Source organism: Effusibacillus sp. SKA8, assembly GCF_058273125.1.
This window is the reverse complement of sequence record NZ_JBZCSF010000014.1, coordinates 23,210-39,993: the sequence shown is the minus strand read 5'-3', so window position 1 is coordinate 39,993 and position 16,784 is coordinate 23,210. Positions and strand designations below refer to the sequence as shown.

The window sequence follows — 16,784 nt, the reverse complement described above, 5'->3', positions numbered from 1 at the left end:
AAGGGGAGGGGGACGGACGGATGGGAGTTCTGGCCTTTATCGCCGGGCTCGTTTTTGTGGCCACGCTTTTGGTTCTCTTGGCCACATGTAAGAACCTGGAGACTGAACAAAGCATCTCAAAAGCGCAAGAGGACGCCCGGAACGACACGCTTTCCGGGCCGATGCTGTAACAGACAACAGGCATCTCGCGGTGGATATCCGTTGCCGGGATGCCTTTTTGTTTTGTTGTGTGGTATGTTTAAGAAAAAGATAAAACCTTGCGGCGGAAAGGGAGATTCCGGGTGCGTACATACAAGCGTGTGGTTCTTATCGTGTTGGACAGCTGCGGTATCGGCGAAATGACAGATGCGGCCGAATATGGGGATGCGGGCGCGAATACGCTTGCCAACATCGCCAAAACGGTGGGCGGATTAGAAGTCCCCAACATGGCGAAGCTGGGACTTGGCCGAATTCATCCGATTCAAGGCGTGCCGACAGATCCGGTCAGGGGTGCGTACGGCAAAATGGCGGAGCAGTCCGCCGGAAAGGACACGACGAACGGCCATTGGGAGATGGTGGGGGTCAAACTGGAACGCCTTTTGCCGACTTATCCGGAAGGGTTTCCGCGGGAAATCATCGATGAGTTTGAAAAGCGGATCGGCCGGAAAACGCTTGGCAACAAGCCGGCTTCCGGCACCGAGATTTTGAAGGAACTGGGCGATGAGCACATGCGAACCGGCTACCCGATCGTGTATACGTCGGCCGACAGCGTGTTTCAGATCGCGGCCCACGAAGAAATCATTCCGCTGGAAGAACTCTACAGATACTGTAAAATCGCCCGCGAGATCCTCGTCGAGCCGCACGGGGTCGGGCGGGTGATCGCAAGACCCTTTGTCGGATCGAACGGTCAGTTTACCCGTACGGCGAACCGCCGTGACTATTCGCTTCTGTTTGGCCGCACCGTTTTAAACGAACTGCAGGATGCCGGTTATCCGGTGATCGGAATCGGCAAGATCGAAGATATTTACGGCGGTTCCGGCATCACCGGCGGCGAGCATACGACAGACAACATGGACGGCGTCGACAAGACGCTTGCTTACATGAAACAAGTCGAAACAGGGTTGATCTTTACCAATCTGGTTGATTTTGACGCCAAATACGGTCACCGCAACGACCCGCAAGGGTTCGCCAGGGCAATCGAACAGTTTGACGCTCGTCTCCCGGAGATTATGGACGCGATGCAGGACGACGATCTGTTGATCATTACGGCCGATCACGGCTGCGACCCGACAACCCCGGGCACCGACCACACCCGGGAATTTGTGCCGGTTCTCGTGTCTGCCGCCGGCATTCAAACGGCGGTAGATCTTGGGATGCGCGATACGTTTGCCGATCTGGGCGCGACGATTGCGGAAAATTTCGGGGTTCCGAATCCCGGTATCGGAACCAGCTTTTTGGCGATGATTCAGAAGCAGGAGGCTGCACCATGGCGGAATTGTTGAAGAAGATGGAAGAAGCGGCGGCAACCATCCGGCAGCGGGCCCGGATCTCGCCCAAAATCGGTCTGGTGCTCGGTTCCGGGCTCGGGGTGCTGGCTGAAGAAGTGCAAGATGCAGTAAAAGTCCCGTACGGCGAAATTCCCCATTTTCCCGTGTCGACGGTGGAAGGACACGCTGGGCAGTTTGTGTTCGGTCGGTTTGCGGGCAAAGAAGTCGCGATGATGCAGGGACGCTTTCATTATTACGAAGGGTATTCGTTGGAGCAGGTGACCTTCCCGGTTCGGGTGATGAAAAAGCTCGGGATCGATACCATCGTCGTTACCAACGCCGCGGGCGGGATCAATCCAGACTGGGAACCGGGCGACTTGATGCTGATCAAAGACCACATCAACTTGACCGGCCAAAATCCGTTGATCGGATGCAATGAAACCGAACTGGGCCCTCGTTTTCCGGATATGTCGGACGCCTACAACCGGGAACTGCAGGAAACGGCGAAACGCGTGGCGGAACGTGTTGGCATTCGTTTGCGGGAAGGCGTCTATGTGGGGCTTACAGGCCCGAGTTACGAGACGCCCGCCGAGATTCGGATGTTGCGGCAGATCGGCGGCGACGCAGTCGGCATGTCGACCGTTCCGGAAGTGATTGTGGCAAACCATATGGGAATGAAGGTGCTGGGGATTTCCTGCATCTCCAATCTGGCTGCGGGGATTCTCGACCGACCGCTCAGCCATGACGAAGTGATGGAGACCGCCGAGCGGGTAAAAACCGCTTTCAGCGGTTTGATACGTGCGATCATAAGAGAGTTGTAAAGATTCGGAGATAAGATTCGCTAGCGAGGTGCGTGGCTGATGCGTATGTACGATCTGATCCGTAAAAAACGGGACGGGGAAGAACTGACAAAACAAGAAATCGAATTTGTCATCCGCGGTTTTACCGAAGGCGCGATTCCGGATTACCAGATGTCCGCGCTGGCGATGGCGATTTATTTTCGCGGCATGACTGCCCGCGAGACGGCAGATCTTACGTCAGCGATGGCCGCTTCCGGCAAAAGGGTCGATCTGTCCTCCATCGCAGGGGTGAAGGTTGACAAACACTCGACCGGCGGCGTCGGGGACACGACGACACTCGTGTTGGCGCCGCTTGTGGCGGCTGCGGGAGTTCCGGTCGCGAAGATGTCGGGTCGCGGATTGGGGCATACCGGCGGCACGATCGACAAGTTGGAGTCGATCCCCGGGTTCTCCGTTGAACTGACGGAAGAACAATTTGTCCGTAACGTCAACGCCATCAAAATCGCGTTGATGGGGCAAACCGGAGAGATCGCTCCCGCCGACAAAAAATTGTACGCGCTGCGTGACGTGACGGCGACAGTCGATACGATTCCCTTAATCGCAAGTTCGATCATGAGCAAAAAATTGGCGGCGGGGGCCGATGCGATCGTGCTGGACGTGAAAACGGGGGAAGGCGCCTTCATGAAGACCCTTGAAGGTTCTTTTCAACTGGCGAAAGCGATGGTCGACATCGGAACGCGGTTGGGACGCAAGACGGTTGCGATCGTTTCGGATATGAACCAACCTCTCGGGTATGCGGTGGGCAACGCGCTGGAAGTGAAAGAGGCGATGGACACCCTGAAAGGCGAGGGACCTTCCGATTTGACCGAACTCTGTATTGCGCTGGGATCGCACATGCTGGTTTTGGCGGGGCGGGCGTCGAACGCCGAAGAAGCCGGAGAAATTTTGTCCCGTCTGATTGCTTCCGGCACCGGCCTTGACATGTTTCGGCGATTTGTCGAAGCCCAGGGCGGAGACCCGTCGGTGATCGACCAGCCGGACAGATTGCCGCAGGCAAAGCGGCAAGAACCGTTTTTGGCGGAGCATGACGGATATGTAACGCGAATCCATGCGGAGACGGTGGGGGCTTGCGCGATGATGCTTGGTGCGGGGCGGGAACGGAAGGATTCGCCAATTGACTTGGCGGTCGGGATCGTGTTGAACAAAAAAGTGGGCGACCCCGTCAAGCGAGGGGAACCGCTGGCCGTTCTCCACATTAACGGCGAAAGCAGGCTGGCGGAGGTCAAAGATCGGCTGAAAAACGCTTTTGAAATTCGTTCGACCCCCGTGCCGCAACCTCCCTTGCTGTACGGTGTCGTTACCGGTGACAAAACTGACCGTTTTTTGTAAGATTTCTACGACGCGACCTTCTTGGCGAAGGTCGTCTTTTTTTCTCTTCACAAGGAGCAAATAACCCCTTTTTCATCTGTGCATACTACTGGAAGCAGGTGCAATTCACGAAGGAGGGACACATTGTATGTGGGGCAGGACCCTGAAAAAAACAGTCCTCACGGGTTTGGCGGCGGGAATCGTTGCCGGATCGATCCTTTATCCCGTCAACACCGCTCTGGCAGCGGAGACGAAACCGGATGACCGCAAGGGACAAGTGCAAATCGCAAAGCAGGCGGTGTCGGCTGTCGTGATGGATGCGGCAACCGGCCAGGTATTGTTTGAGAAAAACCCCCACGAGAAACTGCCGCCGGCAAGCATCACCAAAATCATGACGATGCTTCTGGTGATGGAGGCTATCGACTCGGGCAAGGTCAAATTGACAGACAAAGTCCGGACCAGCGAACGGGCGGCTTCGATGGGCGGAACGCAGATTTTCCTCGAACCCGGGGAAGAGATGACGTTGGAAGATATGATGAAAGGGATTGCGCTCGGGTCCGCAAACGATGCCTCCGTTGCCGTCGCTGAGCATTTGGCCGGTTCGGAGGAGGAATTTGTCCGTCTCATGAACGAACGGGCCGAACAATTGGGACTGAAAAACACCCATTTTTCCAACTGCAATGGATTGCCGACGGAAAACCATTACACTTCCGCTTACGATGTTGCCGTCATGTCGCGGGAGCTTTTGAAACACGAGGCGATCTTGAAGTGGACTTCGCTGTATCAGGATTATTTGCGCAAAGATACCGAGAATCCCTTCTGGCTGGTGAACACCAACAAGCTGGTGCGGTTCTATCAAGGGGTAGACGGATTGAAAACCGGCTTCACCCAAGAGTCGAAATATTGTTTGTCGGCGACGGCGAAACGGGGCGATTTTCGCGTCATTGCGGTCGTTATGGGCGAACCTACTTCCCCTACGCGAAACGCCGAAATCGCCGGGATGCTCGACTGGGCGTTTGCAAATTTCTACAGCGAAGCGCTGTTCAAAAAAGGACAAGTGGTGCAACGGGCGCGGATCGACAAGGGAAGCCCGGCAGAAATCCCGATGATTGCCGGGGATACGGTGAGAATTCTGATGAAAAAAGGCGAACAGAAAGAAGCTTTTACGCAGAAGATCGAGCTTTTGCCCATACAGGCGCCTGTTGCGAAGGGAACCGTCGTCGGGCACATCGTGATTTTGAGGAACGGTCAGGAAGTGGCCCGGACGGAAATCCTCGCGGGACAAGATGCGGACAAGGCCGCTTTTGGCACGATGTTTAAACGGACGATGAACGTCTGGCTCCGGTCTGGATCGTAAACGGCAAAAAACCATCGAATCCGGTTCGATGGTTTTTTACATGATCGTCGCCATTCCGCGGAGATTGTGTTCGACTTCCTTTTGCATGCGCAAAAACGTCTCGGTTGCCGACATGTAGTTTCCTTGGAGTTTGTGGATCTCCGACAGAAGGTTGAAAGAGCGGGTCAAGTCGGCGATGCGGTGGTTTTTTTGGCAAAGTTTGATCAACCGTTCGCAATGGGCCACCGCTTCGGAGTATTTCTGCTGTTTGAGGGACACGTTGGCCAAAATCCGATAAGCCTCAATCGACGCCTTAGCATCGTTTTCCGCAAGAGCCAGCGCTTTTTCGCAATGGGACCTGGCGAGATCGTAACGTTCCAGGCAGAAAAAAATGCCGGCGAGCACGGCGTGAATATACGCGATATCGTCCATCCCATCAGCGTCTGATTGTGCGAGACACTCTTCGAGCATGCGGATGGCAGTATCCGGTCTGCCGCTTTCGTCCATAATTTGGGACAGCGCAACTTTCATGCGAACCGTTTGCATGGGCAGACCGAGGGTTTCGTAAATTGCGATGGCGTCTTCCGCGTGTTTTGCCGCCTCCTGGAAGAGGCCCAAATTTTTGCAGACTTTGCCGGAGAGTTCGGCCAACTCTGCCAATTTGTGCAGGTCGGCGGAATTGGCCAGCAGGTTTTGCGCTTTTTTGAGGGATTCCAGCGCGTCCGCATAGTTTCCCAATTCATGTTGCGCGTTGGCGAGCAGAAGCAACACGCCCGACAGCAGATCGGGATCGTTACGGACATCCTTGAGTCCGATCTCCACCGCTTTGTTCCAGTGAAAATGGGCAAGGACCGGATTCCCCTTTGCAAATTCTGCCATTCCCATCGCCCGCAATGCCTTGACCGCATACAGGGGTTCGCCTTGGCTCAGCGAATTGCGGACGATTTCTTCGTACAGATGGAGCGCTTCCCGTATTTTTTCCTGTTTTTGCAGGCATTCGGCCAAATTCAATTGAACCTCGGCGACTTCCAGATGGGGAATCGGCTTCTCCAGCAACTCTTTCAAGAGTTTGGCCGCCCCTTTGTAATTTTCGGCCTCCATCAGCATGCGTGCATACCGGAATGCGCCGTTTTTTTCCATCTTGGCTTGGATGTCCGCAAGAAAATACTCCAGCGTTACGCCGAGCCGTTCGGCAAGCCGTGCCAGCAATCTGTGCGAAGGGTTCGCTTTGTCGGCTTCGATTTGGCTGATCATGCTCGGTGTGGCGAGGCCGCGGCCGAGTTCCCCCTGCGTCATGTTTTTGCTGAGACGAAGTTCTTTGATCTTTTGGCCCAAGGTTTTTTGCATGCGGTACGTTCCCCCAGTTCCATTACCCCATTCATTGTACTATTCCTGTACGGTCAGGGGAATAGAAAAATTCTTTCCTTACAGTATTCCACCGAAATGGGAAACATAGTGGATCATTTATGACTTCATTTTGATTAATTTGCTGCAAACACGGTTAGAATGCATGAAGGGTGAAACGAAGATGTGGTGGCAAATTTCATCGAATTATTTCTAGTTTTGTCGAGTTGCAGGAAAAATTTCACTGCCACTCGAATACCCATGTAGATTTGGAGTTTACAGGGGGAGTAGAAAAATGAGCTTGCAAATCGAAACGGAGAAAATCGGAACCACCCTAGCAGTCCGTTTGGCCGGCGAACTCGATCACCACACGGCTGAGCTGGTTCGCGACCGCGTTGACAGGGAACTGGACAACGGCACGTCCAAAAATATGATTTTTTCGTTTGAACGTCTGGAGTTTATGGACAGTTCCGGGTTGGGCGTCATTTTGGGCCGCTATAAGCGGATTTCCCAGCTTGGCGGCAAAATGTCGCTCTGTGCGGTCAATGATTCGTTGCGTAAGCTGTTGGAGCTTTCGGGCATTCTCAAGATTTTGCCGGTCTATGATACCGAAACCCGCGCACTGGCCGAAATGGGGGAGAGATAAACATGGCTCGCAACCGCATGAAGCTCGAGTTTGTCAGCTTGTCGCAAAACGAGTCCTTCGCCAGAGTGGCCGTGGCGGCTTTTGTCTCCCAGTTGAATCCGGATATGGAAGAATTGACGGAGATCAAAACGGTGGTATCGGAAGCGGTAACGAACGCGATCATCCACGGCTACGAAGGAACGGAAGGAATCGTCACCATCGCCTGCACGCTGGAGGATCAAAAGGTCGAGATCGTGATTGAAGATCAAGGATATGGCATCCCCGATATCGAACAGGCCCGCCAACCGCTGTACACGTCAAAACCGGAACTGGAACGGTCAGGCATGGGATTTACCATCATGGAGAATTTCATGGATGAAGTCGAGATCACGTCCGAACCCGGCAAGGGAACGCGCGTCCGTCTCGCCAAACGCATCAAGAGCGCTCAAGTGTCGGGGCATTAAGGGGTTTTTCCATGGAAAAAAATCACACTTCTTCATACGGCAAGTTATCGGATGAACAGGTCAAGGAACTGATTACAAAGAGTCAGGCGGGCGATGAGGAAGCGCGGGAACGGCTGGTGGTGTCCAACCAGAGGCTGGTCTGGTCGGTTGTGCAGCGGTTCTTGAATCGGGGATACGAACCGGACGATCTGTTTCAAATCGGCTGCATCGGCTTAATGAAAGCGATTGACAAGTTTGACCTGAGTTATGACGTGCGGTTTTCCACATACGCGGTTCCGATGATTATTGGCGAGATCCAAAGGTTTTTGCGGGATGACTCCACCGTCAAAATATCGCGCTCTTTAAAGGAAACCGCCCGCCAAATCCGGAAAGTGCGCGACGAACTCTCCAAAAAGCTGGGGCGGCAGCCGCACATTAACGAAGTGGCAGAAGTGATGGGGATGGAACCGGCGGAAGTGGTGTTTGCCCAGGAAGCTTTGCGGCAACCCACCTCAATACACGAGACCATTTTTGAAAACGATGGGGACCCGATTTATCTCATGGACCAGATTGCGGACGATTCGCAGGAACGCTGGTTTGACAAGCTGAGTCTGCATGACGTGCTGGTCAAACTGCCGGAACGCGAGAGGCTGATCGTGTTCCTGCGTTTTTTCAGGGACAAGACGCAGGCGGAAGTGGCGGACGTTCTGGGAATCTCCCAGGTACAGGTGTCGCGTTTGGAGAAACGGATCTTGCAGACGATTAAAGACCAATTGGGAGGATAATGCATTTTCTCGGAACTTCCATTGTGGCACCCGCTTTCCCGGAAATTTCGAAAAGGGTTCCCGGATACAAGAAAAACGTGTTATAATGTCAGTCATAATTGACTGACTTTTTGCGTTTGGAGAGGAGTCCGGTTCATGTACCTTCACGGAACGAGCCGAATCAACGAAAAAGGCCACCTGGAAATAGGCGGTTGCGATACAGTGGAACTGGCAAAGGATTTCGGAACCCCGTTGTACGTCTACGACGAAGCATTGATACGGGAAAACTGCCGGGCTTTCAAGCGTGCATTTGAAGAAAGCGGCTTGCGCTATCAGGTCGGGTATGCTTCCAAAGCTTTTTGCACATTGGCGATGTGCAAACTGATTGAGGAAGAGGGGCTGTCGCTTGACGTCGTGTCCGGCGGCGAACTGTATACGGCGGTACAAGCGGGGTTTCCGGTGGAACGGATTCACTTCCACGGCAACAACAAGTCGCCGGAAGAAATCGCATACGCGTTGGAAGTCGGGATTGGCGAATTCGTCGTTGACAATTTTTACGAATTGGAATTGCTGGGGGAGATGGCTGCGGCGGCGGGCAAAGTGGCGACGATTCTGCTGCGTGTGACGCCGGGTGTGGAAGCGCATACCCACGAATATATCTCCACCGGGCAGCAGGACTCCAAGTTTGGCTTTGACGTGGAAAGCGGACAAGCAAAAAAAGCGGTTCTTGCTGCGGCAGAAACCAGAGGGGTGCGCCTTGCGGGACTCCACTCCCACATTGGTTCCCAGATCTTTGAAACGGAAGGCTTTGCCGTTGCCATTTCCCGTTTGGCAGATCTGTATGAATGGGCTGCCCAGGAAACAAACGTATCCTTTACGAAACTGAACGTTGGCGGCGGATTCGGGATTCGCTACAGGGAAGGAGACACTCCGTTGGCTCTCGAGGAGTATGTCCGGGCGATCGCCGACGCGGTGAAAGCCGAGTTCACCCTGCGCGGGTTGCAATATCCGGAAGTCATCATCGAACCGGGACGTTCGATCGTGGGGCCTGCCGGCACGACGCTGTACACGATCGGTTCCACCAAGACCGTTCCGGGAGTCCGGAAATATGTTGCCATCAACGGCGGGATGACGGATAATCCCCGGCCGGCTCTTTACCAGGCCGAATATGAAGCGATGTTGGCCAACCGGGCAACCGAACCGGCCGTCGAGACGGTTTCCATTGCAGGAAAGAGTTGTGAGAGCGGCGATATGCTGATTTGGGACATTCAATTGCCGGAAGCGCAGGCGGGGGATATTCTTGCAGTCTCCTGTACCGGCGCTTACAACTATGCGATGGCCAGCAATTATAACCGGATTGCCCGGCCGGCGGTCGTGTTCGTAAAAGACGGCAAAGCCGATCTTGTGGTGAAACGCGAAACGCTGGAGAATCTGATCCAAAACGACCTCATTCCGGAACGGATGCGAATCGTTTCACCGACCCGCTGACCGAGGTTGGCGGGATTTGTTTTTTTGTCGGCAGTAGGCGGATGCCACTGGCTTTTGTTTTGCTGTTTGCATACCCTGAAAGTAGTTGATGCCATACCGGCGGTTCGCAATTATGAAACGGGGTGAAAAAATGGGTGTTTTAATCGGCGTAATCTCGACTCTGTTCCGGTGGGCGGGAGCAATTCGGGGATTATGGGCGCTTGTTGTGCCTTTTTGGGGGTTTATCAGGGGAAGGTTCGGCGGTGCCATTCCCGCTCCCGCTCAGTGACAAGTCCCTGTGGGGACTTTTTTATGTCTCTTGGCAAAAAACAGGTTTGAAATGATCAGGAATAGTTTCGCTTGCTGTAATCCCGGAAACTCTGCACACGCATTGCCTGGGCGGAACGAATCCGCGCCCTGCGGTAGACGAAACCGATCAGGAGAAGCGGTGCCGGGATCAGAGAGTACCACCAGCTGAACGAATCGGCCAATTTTTCGAAGATGGAGACCGGCGGAGGAACCTCTTGTTCCGTAACCAACGGTACCGCTCCGAGAGTTTTCCCGTTTGCGGCGAATTCCATGACTCCCACTGTCGTCCCGGCGGCAACCGGGCGTTTTGCGGGGGGATTCAACTTGACTTGCGTTTGGATGTTCGGATTCTCCCCTTTGGCGAATGTGTAGTACCAATCGGATGCGACCTTGACGTTGGTTTTGGCGGCACCAAAGGTGAGGGACGTGACAACCTGGTCTTTTGTTGCGAATTTTTTTGTTTCGTAATGGTTGAATCCGTAGTCGAGCAAAGCGGTGGCATCAAGCCGAATCATCCGTTTGGTGTCGGCAAACATCAAGCTGCCGATCAATTCGCGGTCGCCGCGAGCGGCCGAGACGACCATCGTTTGCCGGGCCTGGTCCGTAAAACCGGTTTTCACCCCGTTCGCGCCGTCATAATTGTAAAGCATCGGATTGATGTTATACAGGACGGACTCCCATTCTTTCCCGTGCCAGGGACGCGTTTCCGTTTTGACGATTTCGCGGAATTTCGGGTTTTGCATTGCATAGCGGCCGATCAGAGCCATGTCGTACGGCGTTGTATAATGCTCCGGGTCGTGAAGTCCGTTGGGGTTCACAAAATGAGTGTCTTTCGCGCCGATTTCCTTCGCTTTTTGATTCATCAGTTCGGCAAACGCTTCGACCGATCCGGAAATGTGTTCGGCGATGGCGACCGCTGCGTCGTTGCCCGAATTCAGCATCAGCCCGTACAGGAGATTTTCCATCGTCTGATATTCGCCTTCCGCCAAATATACGCGGTTTCCCTCTTGTTCACGCGCCAGTTTTGAAGTTTTCACCTGCTCGTCCAACTTTGAGCGCTCAAGCGCGATTATGCAGGTCATAATTTTGGTGATGGAAGCGGGATAGAAACGCTGGTGCTCGTTTTTGGCATAAAGGATTTCGCCTGACTGCATGTCCATGAGAACGGCACCTGGCGATTGGATTACAGGCTCAGCCTCCGCAAAAGCGAACAAGGGCAGCATCGTAATGACCAAGATGACAGCGAGAATCCAAACAATCAATTTGCGAAGCATGAGGCACACACTCCAGAGGACGATAGAATGATAAGTTGTCTGACAGGACATGCTTATTTTATCGTGGCTGAGAAGATATTGCAATTCCGCTTCCCGATGGCACACTTCCCGATTAGACTTTACAGATCTTGTACCTGTTCGTTATACTGAAGACATATTCGTAAAAAATCCGAATAATCCTTCAGGGCAGGGTGAGGCGCCAGCCAATTCCCGACCGGTGGTGATGCAGATTTTTTCTGCTAAGTCCACGAGCCGCCCCGGCAAAGCTGAGGGGAGGCAGGAGTTTGGTGCGAATCCAACACCGACGGTACAGTCCGGATGGGAGAAGGAACGATTTTGGCATGGACGACTCCGCGCCTTACGTCACTTTAAGCTTGTTTCACTTTATGCTTGTTTGCGCGGATTTGTACGGAGTTATGCATATTTTTTGGTGTGACGTCATGCCGTATTTGCCGCCGTACATCTGGTGGTTTGCTTATGCCCTGAAGAGCAGACTCTTCGGGGCTTTGATTTTTTACCCGTTAAAGGGACGTTAAGCGAGACGTCAAGCGTTGTCGCGCGAAGACGGGACCCGATATTTGGTAGAAATGTTGTTTGGAGGGGAACTGCCATAACGGATCAGGAATACATGCATCTGGCGTTGCAACTGGCAGCGGCTGCGAACGGTCGGACATGGCCCAATCCGATGGTTGGCGCCGTCGTAGTCAACGAGGGGCGTATCGTCGGAATCGGAGCTCATCTGAAGGCGGGCGGGCCCCATGCGGAAGTGCACGCTTTGAAGATGGCCGGTGGTTTGGCGAGAGGCGGAACGCTTTATGTGACGTTGGAACCCTGCAACCACCACGGGCGCACCCCGCCTTGCACAGACAGCGTCATTGCCTCCGGCGTGTCGCGGGTTGTCATCGCCATGCTCGACCCCAATCCGCTAGTGGCCGGCAGGGGGGCGGAACGCATCCGGCAGGCGGGCATTGAAGTGGAAATCGGGTTATTGGCAGAAGAATCACGGCGCATGAACGAGGTCTGGTTGACGGCGCTCTTTCATCAACGGCCGTTTGTGTGGATGAAAGCGGCGATGACCTTGGACGGGAAAATCGCTGCGGCGACAGGCGACAGCCGTTGGATCACGGGTGAAACGGCGAGAGCCCAAGTGCACCGGTTTCGCGATCAAGCGGATGCGATTCTGGTTGGAATCGGGACCGTATTGGCCGACGATCCGAAATTGACAACCCGTTTGCCCGAGGGAGGGCGCAACCCGGTCCGGGTAGTGCTTGACAGCCGGTTGCGGGTTCCGGAGTCGGCCGAGGTATTGAATGGGGAAGCTCCGACGATCATTGCCTGCGGTCCCGGAGCCGATCCGGCAAAGAGGGACCGGCTGCGGGAAAGGGGAGTCGAGATTTTGCAAGTCGGTCTGGCAGGCGGCAAAGTGGATTTGCGCCAATTGTTGTCTGAGCTTTATAAACGGCAAATTACGCTGTTGCTGGTCGAAGGCGGCGCCGAGATCCACGGATCGTTTCTGGAAGCGGGCTTGATCGACAAACTGACGATGTTTGTGGCGCCAAAGCTCATTGGCGGAACGGGGCCGACACCGGTGGCGGGACGAGGATTTTCCAGAATGTCGGATGCGATTGAACTGCAGAATATCAATGTGGAAACCTTCGGAAAGGATTTGGCGATTACCGGTTATCCGGTTTGGACGGAGAGGGGATGAGTCGATGTTTACCGGTATCATCGAAGAAGTCGGGCGTGTGGCAGCGATCCGTCCCGCTGGGAATGCCGTCCGGTTGCACATTCTTGCGTCAAAAGTGGTAAGCGATGTGAAACTGGGTGACTCGATTGCGGTAAACGGCGTGTGCTTGACAGTTACTAAGTTTAGCGAAAGCGGATTTGAAGCGGATGTCGTGCCCGAGACCATGCGAAAAACGGCGCTTCGCACCCTGCAGCCGGGAAGTCCCGTCAATTTGGAGAGGGCGATGCGGATGGGTGGACGGTTCGGGGGACACATCGTTTCCGGACATATCGACGGTGTCGGGCAGATCGTCTCGATCAGTCGCGAGGATAACGCCCGGTTGATCCGCGTCGCGGCGGCCCCGGACATCATCAAGTATATCGTCCCGAAGGGGTCGATTACGATGGACGGCATATCGCTGACTGTCATGGATCGCGAACAAGACAGTTTTCGCGTGTCGGTCATTCCGCACACGGCGGAAGTCACCAATCTTGGCGGAAAACGGATCGGGGACCTCGTGAATTTGGAATGCGACTTGATCGGAAAATATGTTGAGCATTTATTGGAACTGAGATTCGGTTCGCAGAAACAGCCGGGCACGGAAAGGGAAAAGCCGGCGCTGACTGTCGATTTTCTTAAAGAACACGGATTTGCCGACTAGACTTTCAGGAGGAGGGAAACGGGATGTTTCATTCGATTGAAGAAGCCTTGGCGGACTTGAAAGCCGGCAAAGTCATCATTGTCGTAGACGACGAGGACAGGGAAAACGAAGGGGATTTTGTCGCCCTCGCCGAAAAAGCGACGCCGGAAGTCATCAATTTTATGATCACCCACGGCCGCGGGCTCGTCTGCGTACCGATCACGGAGAAGCGGGCAAAAGAACTCGATCTGCAGCCGATGGTCAATAAAAATACGGATCTGCACGGAACGGCCTTCACAGTCTCCGTTGACGCAAAGGAAGGCACCACAACGGGCATCTCCGCTTTTGAGCGGGCGGTTACTGTTGCCGCGCTGATTGACAAGAACAGGAAAGCGGACGACTTCAAGCGCCCCGGTCACATTTTTCCGTTGATTGCCCGGGAAGGGGGAGTTTTGCGACGGGCGGGGCATACGGAAGCGGCGGTGGATCTGGCGAAACTTTGCGGCTCTTATCCTGCCGGCGTAATCTGCGAGGTGCTGAAGCCGGACGGAACGATGGCTCGCGTGCCGGATTTGGCGGAGATCGCCAAACGGCACGGCCTGAAAATGATCACGATTGAGGAGTTGATCCGCTACCGCAAATCGCGGGAGGTATTGGTGCAAAGGGCGGCATTGGCTCACCTGCCGACGGAATACGGCGATTTTCAAGCGGTGGTGTATACCAATTCCGTTGACGACAAAGAGCATATCGCTTTGGTGAAGGGAGAGATTGACTCCTCCCAACCGGTGATGGTCCGGGTGCATTCGGAGTGCATGACGGGGGACGTATTCGGGTCCTACCGCTGCGATTGCGGTCCGCAGCTGCACGCGGCGCTGCGGCAGATCGAAGAAAACGGCTCCGGCGTACTGCTTTACATGCGTCAGGAAGGCCGCGGCATAGGTCTGGTCAATAAAATTCGGGCATATGAATTGCAGGAACACGGTTACGATACGGTGGAAGCCAACGAAAAGCTGGGATTCCCTGCCGATCTGCGGGATTACGGGATTGGCGCCCAGATTTTACTCGATCTCGGAGTGAAAAAAATCCGGCTGCTCACCAACAACCCCAGAAAAATCAAAGGGCTGGAAGGATACGGCTTGACCATTGTCGAGCGGATTCCGCTGCAAATGGAGCCGAACGAGTCCAACATCAAGTATCTCAACGCAAAACAAAAAAAGCTGGGGCATATGCTGAACATTTGACGCGAATTTGAGGAGGAATCGAAATGGCTCGCATCTTCGAAGGAAATCTGATTGGCACCGGATTAAAAATCGGAATTGTGGTCGGACGTTTCAATGAATTCATCTCGTCGAAGCTGCTCTCGGGTGCCCTTGATGCCTTGAAGCGGCACGGCGTCGACGAGGAATCCGTTTCCGTCGCCTGGGTTCCCGGCGCCTTTGAAATCCCGCTGGTCGCGCAAAAAATGGCGGCAAGCGGAAACTACGACGCGGTCATCACTTTGGGAGCGGTGATCCGGGGATCCACTCCCCATTTTGATTATGTAGCGGCGGAAACTGCTAAAGGCGTGGCGGCAATCTCTTTAAACACCGGCGTCCCCACGATTTTCGGGGTGCTGACCACCGACACGATCGAGCAAGCGATTGAGCGGGCCGGCACCAAAGCGGGCAACAAAGGTTGGGAAGCGGCCGTCACCGCCATCGAGATGGCAAACTTGACGAAAGCGATTGAGGGCTAAGTGCGCACGAACCGGAAAGCGGTAGTAGTCGCCGTCATGCTGACCAATTTTCTCGCGGCGATCGACGTGACGATCGTCGGCACGGCGATGCCGACAATCGTCGGCAAACTGGGCGGTTTGTCGTTAATCAGTTGGGTGTTTTCCGCCTACCTGTTAACATCGGCCGTTTCCACTCCGATCTACGGAAAACTGGCGGACCTTTTCGGGCGAAAGATCATGTTTACGATCGGAGCCGCCATCTTTTTGGCAGGTTCCGTGTTTTGCGGCATGGCCGGCTCCATGCCGATGCTTGTGGCCGGGCGAACGATTCAGGGGCTTGGTGCGGGGGCGATCATGGCGATTGCCACCACCATTATCGGCGACATTTTTACGGTTGAGGAGCGCGGGCGCGTACAGGGATTTTTTTCGGCCGTTTGGGGTGTCGCGGCGATTGTCGGCCCCGCGTTGGGCGGCATGATCATCGACTTTCTGTCATGGCCCTGGGTGTTCTGGCTCAACTTGCCGATCGGACTCTTGGGAATCCTCATCCTCTGGTTCTCCCTGCATGAACGCATTGCGAAAAAACGACATGCGATCGATTATGGGGGCGCCGGCGTGCTGACCCTTTCGATGACTTGTTTGTTGTTGGCGCTTTTGCAAGGCGGAAAATGGTCTTGGACACATCCGGCCACTTTGTCTTTGTTTGCGGTTGCCCTGGCCGGTGTGATTGCGTTTTTGTTTTTGGAACGCAAGGCGAAGGAGCCGATTGTTCCGCTCGACCTGTTCAAAAACCGGGTGATTGCCGTATCAAACGGCACCTCTTTTTTGATCGGGGCAGTGCTTATGGGCGTGACCAGTTACATACCGCTCTTTGTGCAAGGGGTGCTGGGCAGATCGGCGACGGAAGCCGGCTTTACGTTGACGCCGATGTCCGTCGCCTGGATGATCGGCAGCATTTACGGCGGCCGCAATCTTGTCGCCTGGGGCTTTTGGCGACTTGCGTTTTTGGGCGTGGCGTTCATTGCGGCAGGCTCCGTGTTGCTCGGCGTTTTGTCCCCCGCTGCCGGGCGCGTTTTTGCCATGGCGGTCATGGCGATCATGGGCATTGGCCTTGGAATGTCCACGCTGGCTTTCACGGTTGCGGTCCAGAGCGAAGTGGATTGGAACCGGCGGGGAATCGCAACGGCCACAAACCAGTTCATCCGTTCGTTGGGATCGACGATCGGGGTTGCAATCATGGGAGCGGTTTTAAACCTCCGCATGCTTGACGAGATCCAAGGGGGACCGGCCGGTGGGCTGGCGGATCCGCTGCAGACCGCCAACAATCTGCTGAAAGAAGGGGGTTCCGGATTGGATCCGGCCGTTTATGCGGCATTGATCAATGCGCTCTATGCGGGGCTGCATTCGGTTTATGTCTGGATTGGCGGCATCGCGATTGCGACGGTTGCCATTATGGCGCTGTTTCCGAAGCCAGAGCGCCTGCACGAAAACGAAGCGAGGTCTTGACC

At 54.7% G+C, this 16,784-nt stretch carries 17 protein-coding genes and 1 riboswitch; of the genes, 15 read left to right on the top strand and 2 right to left on the bottom strand.

Going from position 1 to position 16,784, the window contains the following annotated elements; translation table 11 throughout:
- Nucleotides 1-20: 20 nt before the first annotated feature.
- The 5 genes from AC4ED1_RS11925 (at nucleotide 21) to AC4ED1_RS11905 (ending at nucleotide 4,991) form a co-directional block, all read left to right on the top strand.
- Nucleotides 21-170, top strand: a complete 150-nt coding sequence (locus tag AC4ED1_RS11925) for a hypothetical protein (protein ID WP_490938857.1) — start codon at nucleotides 21-23, stop codon at nucleotides 168-170.
- A gap of 111 nt (nucleotides 171-281) precedes the next feature.
- Entirely contained in the window at nucleotides 282-1,481 is a 1,200-nt protein-coding gene (locus tag AC4ED1_RS11920) for a phosphopentomutase (RefSeq protein WP_490938855.1), read from the top strand.
- Nucleotides 1,466-2,287 carry a purine-nucleoside phosphorylase gene (locus tag AC4ED1_RS11915; RefSeq protein WP_490938853.1) on the top strand — a complete coding sequence of 274 codons (822 nt, stop codon included), beginning with the start codon at nucleotides 1,466-1,468 and terminating at the stop codon, nucleotides 2,285-2,287. Before AC4ED1_RS11920 ends, AC4ED1_RS11915 begins: the two co-directional genes overlap by 16 nt.
- Nucleotides 2,288-2,326: 39 nt before the next feature.
- Nucleotides 2,327-3,655, top strand: a complete 1,329-nt coding sequence (locus tag AC4ED1_RS11910) for a pyrimidine-nucleoside phosphorylase (RefSeq protein WP_490938851.1) — start codon at nucleotides 2,327-2,329, stop codon at nucleotides 3,653-3,655.
- Nucleotides 3,656-3,782: 127 nt separating this feature from the next.
- Entirely contained in the window at nucleotides 3,783-4,991 is a 1,209-nt protein-coding gene (locus AC4ED1_RS11905) for a D-alanyl-D-alanine carboxypeptidase family protein (RefSeq protein ID WP_490938849.1), read from the top strand.
- 36 nt (nucleotides 4,992-5,027) lie between these two features.
- Here AC4ED1_RS11905 and AC4ED1_RS11900 read toward each other — a convergent pair whose 3' ends face one another.
- Complete coding sequence (locus AC4ED1_RS11900; protein WP_490938847.1) at nucleotides 5,028-6,317, bottom strand: tetratricopeptide repeat protein; 1,290 nt, start codon at nucleotides 6,315-6,317, stop codon at nucleotides 5,028-5,030.
- Between the two features lie 292 nt (nucleotides 6,318-6,609).
- On the opposite strand from AC4ED1_RS11900, the gene spoIIAA reads away from it, so the two are divergent.
- The 5 genes from spoIIAA (at nucleotide 6,610) to AC4ED1_RS11875 (ending at nucleotide 9,902) form a co-directional block, all read left to right on the top strand.
- Nucleotides 6,610-6,960, top strand: coding sequence for an anti-sigma F factor antagonist (gene spoIIAA, locus AC4ED1_RS11895; RefSeq protein ID WP_490938845.1), 351 nt, complete (start codon nucleotides 6,610-6,612; stop codon nucleotides 6,958-6,960).
- A 2-nt stretch (nucleotides 6,961-6,962) separates the two neighbouring features.
- The gene (gene spoIIAB, locus AC4ED1_RS11890) at nucleotides 6,963-7,403 is read left to right on the top strand and encodes an anti-sigma F factor (RefSeq protein ID WP_490938843.1); all 441 of its coding nucleotides are present in this window, start codon (nucleotides 6,963-6,965) and stop codon (nucleotides 7,401-7,403) included.
- A gap of 11 nt (nucleotides 7,404-7,414) precedes the next feature.
- A complete protein-coding gene (sigF, locus tag AC4ED1_RS11885) occupies nucleotides 7,415-8,167 on the top strand; it encodes an RNA polymerase sporulation sigma factor SigF (protein WP_490938841.1) in 753 nt (250 codons plus the stop codon).
- 135 nt (nucleotides 8,168-8,302) lie between these two features.
- Complete coding sequence (lysA, locus tag AC4ED1_RS11880; protein WP_490938839.1) at nucleotides 8,303-9,634, top strand: diaminopimelate decarboxylase; 1,332 nt, start codon at nucleotides 8,303-8,305, stop codon at nucleotides 9,632-9,634.
- Nucleotides 9,635-9,746: 112 nt separating this feature from the next.
- Nucleotides 9,747-9,902, top strand: coding sequence for a hypothetical protein (locus tag AC4ED1_RS11875; RefSeq protein WP_490938837.1), 156 nt, complete (start codon nucleotides 9,747-9,749; stop codon nucleotides 9,900-9,902).
- A gap of 55 nt (nucleotides 9,903-9,957) precedes the next feature.
- On the opposite strand, the gene AC4ED1_RS11870 is transcribed toward AC4ED1_RS11875, so the two are convergent.
- Nucleotides 9,958-11,196, bottom strand: a complete 1,239-nt coding sequence (locus AC4ED1_RS11870) for a D-alanyl-D-alanine carboxypeptidase family protein (protein WP_490938835.1) — start codon at nucleotides 11,194-11,196, stop codon at nucleotides 9,958-9,960.
- A 173-nt stretch (nucleotides 11,197-11,369) separates the two neighbouring features.
- A riboswitch (FMN riboswitch) is annotated at nucleotides 11,370-11,530 on the top strand.
- Nucleotides 11,531-11,770: 240 nt separating this feature from the next.
- Here AC4ED1_RS11870 and ribD point away from each other — a divergent pair.
- From ribD to AC4ED1_RS11845, 5 genes are read left to right on the top strand one after another with little or no spacing between them, the layout of a single operon-like run.
- A complete protein-coding gene (ribD, locus tag AC4ED1_RS11865) occupies nucleotides 11,771-12,904 on the top strand; it encodes a bifunctional diaminohydroxyphosphoribosylaminopyrimidine deaminase/5-amino-6-(5-phosphoribosylamino)uracil reductase RibD (RefSeq protein ID WP_490938949.1) in 1,134 nt (377 codons plus the stop codon).
- Nucleotides 12,905-12,908: 4 nt separating this feature from the next.
- Nucleotides 12,909-13,583, top strand: a complete 675-nt coding sequence (locus AC4ED1_RS11860; RefSeq protein ID WP_490938833.1) for a riboflavin synthase — start codon at nucleotides 12,909-12,911, stop codon at nucleotides 13,581-13,583.
- 23 nt (nucleotides 13,584-13,606) lie between these two features.
- Nucleotides 13,607-14,803 carry a bifunctional 3,4-dihydroxy-2-butanone-4-phosphate synthase/GTP cyclohydrolase II gene (locus AC4ED1_RS11855; protein ID WP_490938831.1) on the top strand — a complete coding sequence of 399 codons (1,197 nt, stop codon included), beginning with the start codon at nucleotides 13,607-13,609 and terminating at the stop codon, nucleotides 14,801-14,803.
- 23 nt (nucleotides 14,804-14,826) lie between these two features.
- Nucleotides 14,827-15,297 carry a 6,7-dimethyl-8-ribityllumazine synthase gene (gene ribH, locus AC4ED1_RS11850; protein ID WP_490938829.1) on the top strand — a complete coding sequence of 157 codons (471 nt, stop codon included), beginning with the start codon at nucleotides 14,827-14,829 and terminating at the stop codon, nucleotides 15,295-15,297.
- Complete coding sequence (locus AC4ED1_RS11845) at nucleotides 15,298-16,782, top strand: MDR family MFS transporter (RefSeq protein ID WP_490938827.1); 1,485 nt, start codon at nucleotides 15,298-15,300, stop codon at nucleotides 16,780-16,782.
- Nucleotides 16,783-16,784 lie beyond the last annotated feature (2 nt).

Bases quoted from the DNA above. Each gene is read 5' to 3' on its own strand.
- sigF (WP_490938841.1), top strand. From the start codon at position 7,415: ATGGAAAAAAATCACACTTCTTCATACGGCAAGTTATCGGATGAACAG.
- AC4ED1_RS11910 (WP_490938851.1), top strand. From the start codon at position 2,327: ATGCGTATGTACGATCTGATCCGTAAAAAACGGGACGGGGAAGAACTG.
- AC4ED1_RS11905 (WP_490938849.1), top strand. From the start codon at position 3,783: ATGTGGGGCAGGACCCTGAAAAAAACAGTCCTCACGGGTTTGGCGGCG.
- AC4ED1_RS11870 (WP_490938835.1), bottom strand. From the start codon at position 11,196: ATGCTTCGCAAATTGATTGTTTGGATTCTCGCTGTCATCTTGGTCATT.
- AC4ED1_RS11915 (WP_490938853.1), top strand. From the start codon at position 1,466: ATGGCGGAATTGTTGAAGAAGATGGAAGAAGCGGCGGCAACCATCCGG.
- AC4ED1_RS11855 (WP_490938831.1), top strand. From the start codon at position 13,607: ATGTTTCATTCGATTGAAGAAGCCTTGGCGGACTTGAAAGCCGGCAAA.
- ribH (WP_490938829.1), top strand. From the start codon at position 14,827: ATGGCTCGCATCTTCGAAGGAAATCTGATTGGCACCGGATTAAAAATC.
- lysA (WP_490938839.1), top strand. From the start codon at position 8,303: ATGTACCTTCACGGAACGAGCCGAATCAACGAAAAAGGCCACCTGGAA.
- spoIIAB (WP_490938843.1), top strand. From the start codon at position 6,963: ATGGCTCGCAACCGCATGAAGCTCGAGTTTGTCAGCTTGTCGCAAAAC.
- AC4ED1_RS11860 (WP_490938833.1), top strand. From the start codon at position 12,909: ATGTTTACCGGTATCATCGAAGAAGTCGGGCGTGTGGCAGCGATCCGT.
- AC4ED1_RS11900 (WP_490938847.1), bottom strand. From the start codon at position 6,317: ATGCAAAAAACCTTGGGCCAAAAGATCAAAGAACTTCGTCTCAGCAAA.
- spoIIAA (WP_490938845.1), top strand. From the start codon at position 6,610: ATGAGCTTGCAAATCGAAACGGAGAAAATCGGAACCACCCTAGCAGTC.
- AC4ED1_RS11925 (WP_490938857.1), top strand. From the start codon at position 21: ATGGGAGTTCTGGCCTTTATCGCCGGGCTCGTTTTTGTGGCCACGCTT.
- AC4ED1_RS11875 (WP_490938837.1), top strand. From the start codon at position 9,747: ATGAAACGGGGTGAAAAAATGGGTGTTTTAATCGGCGTAATCTCGACT.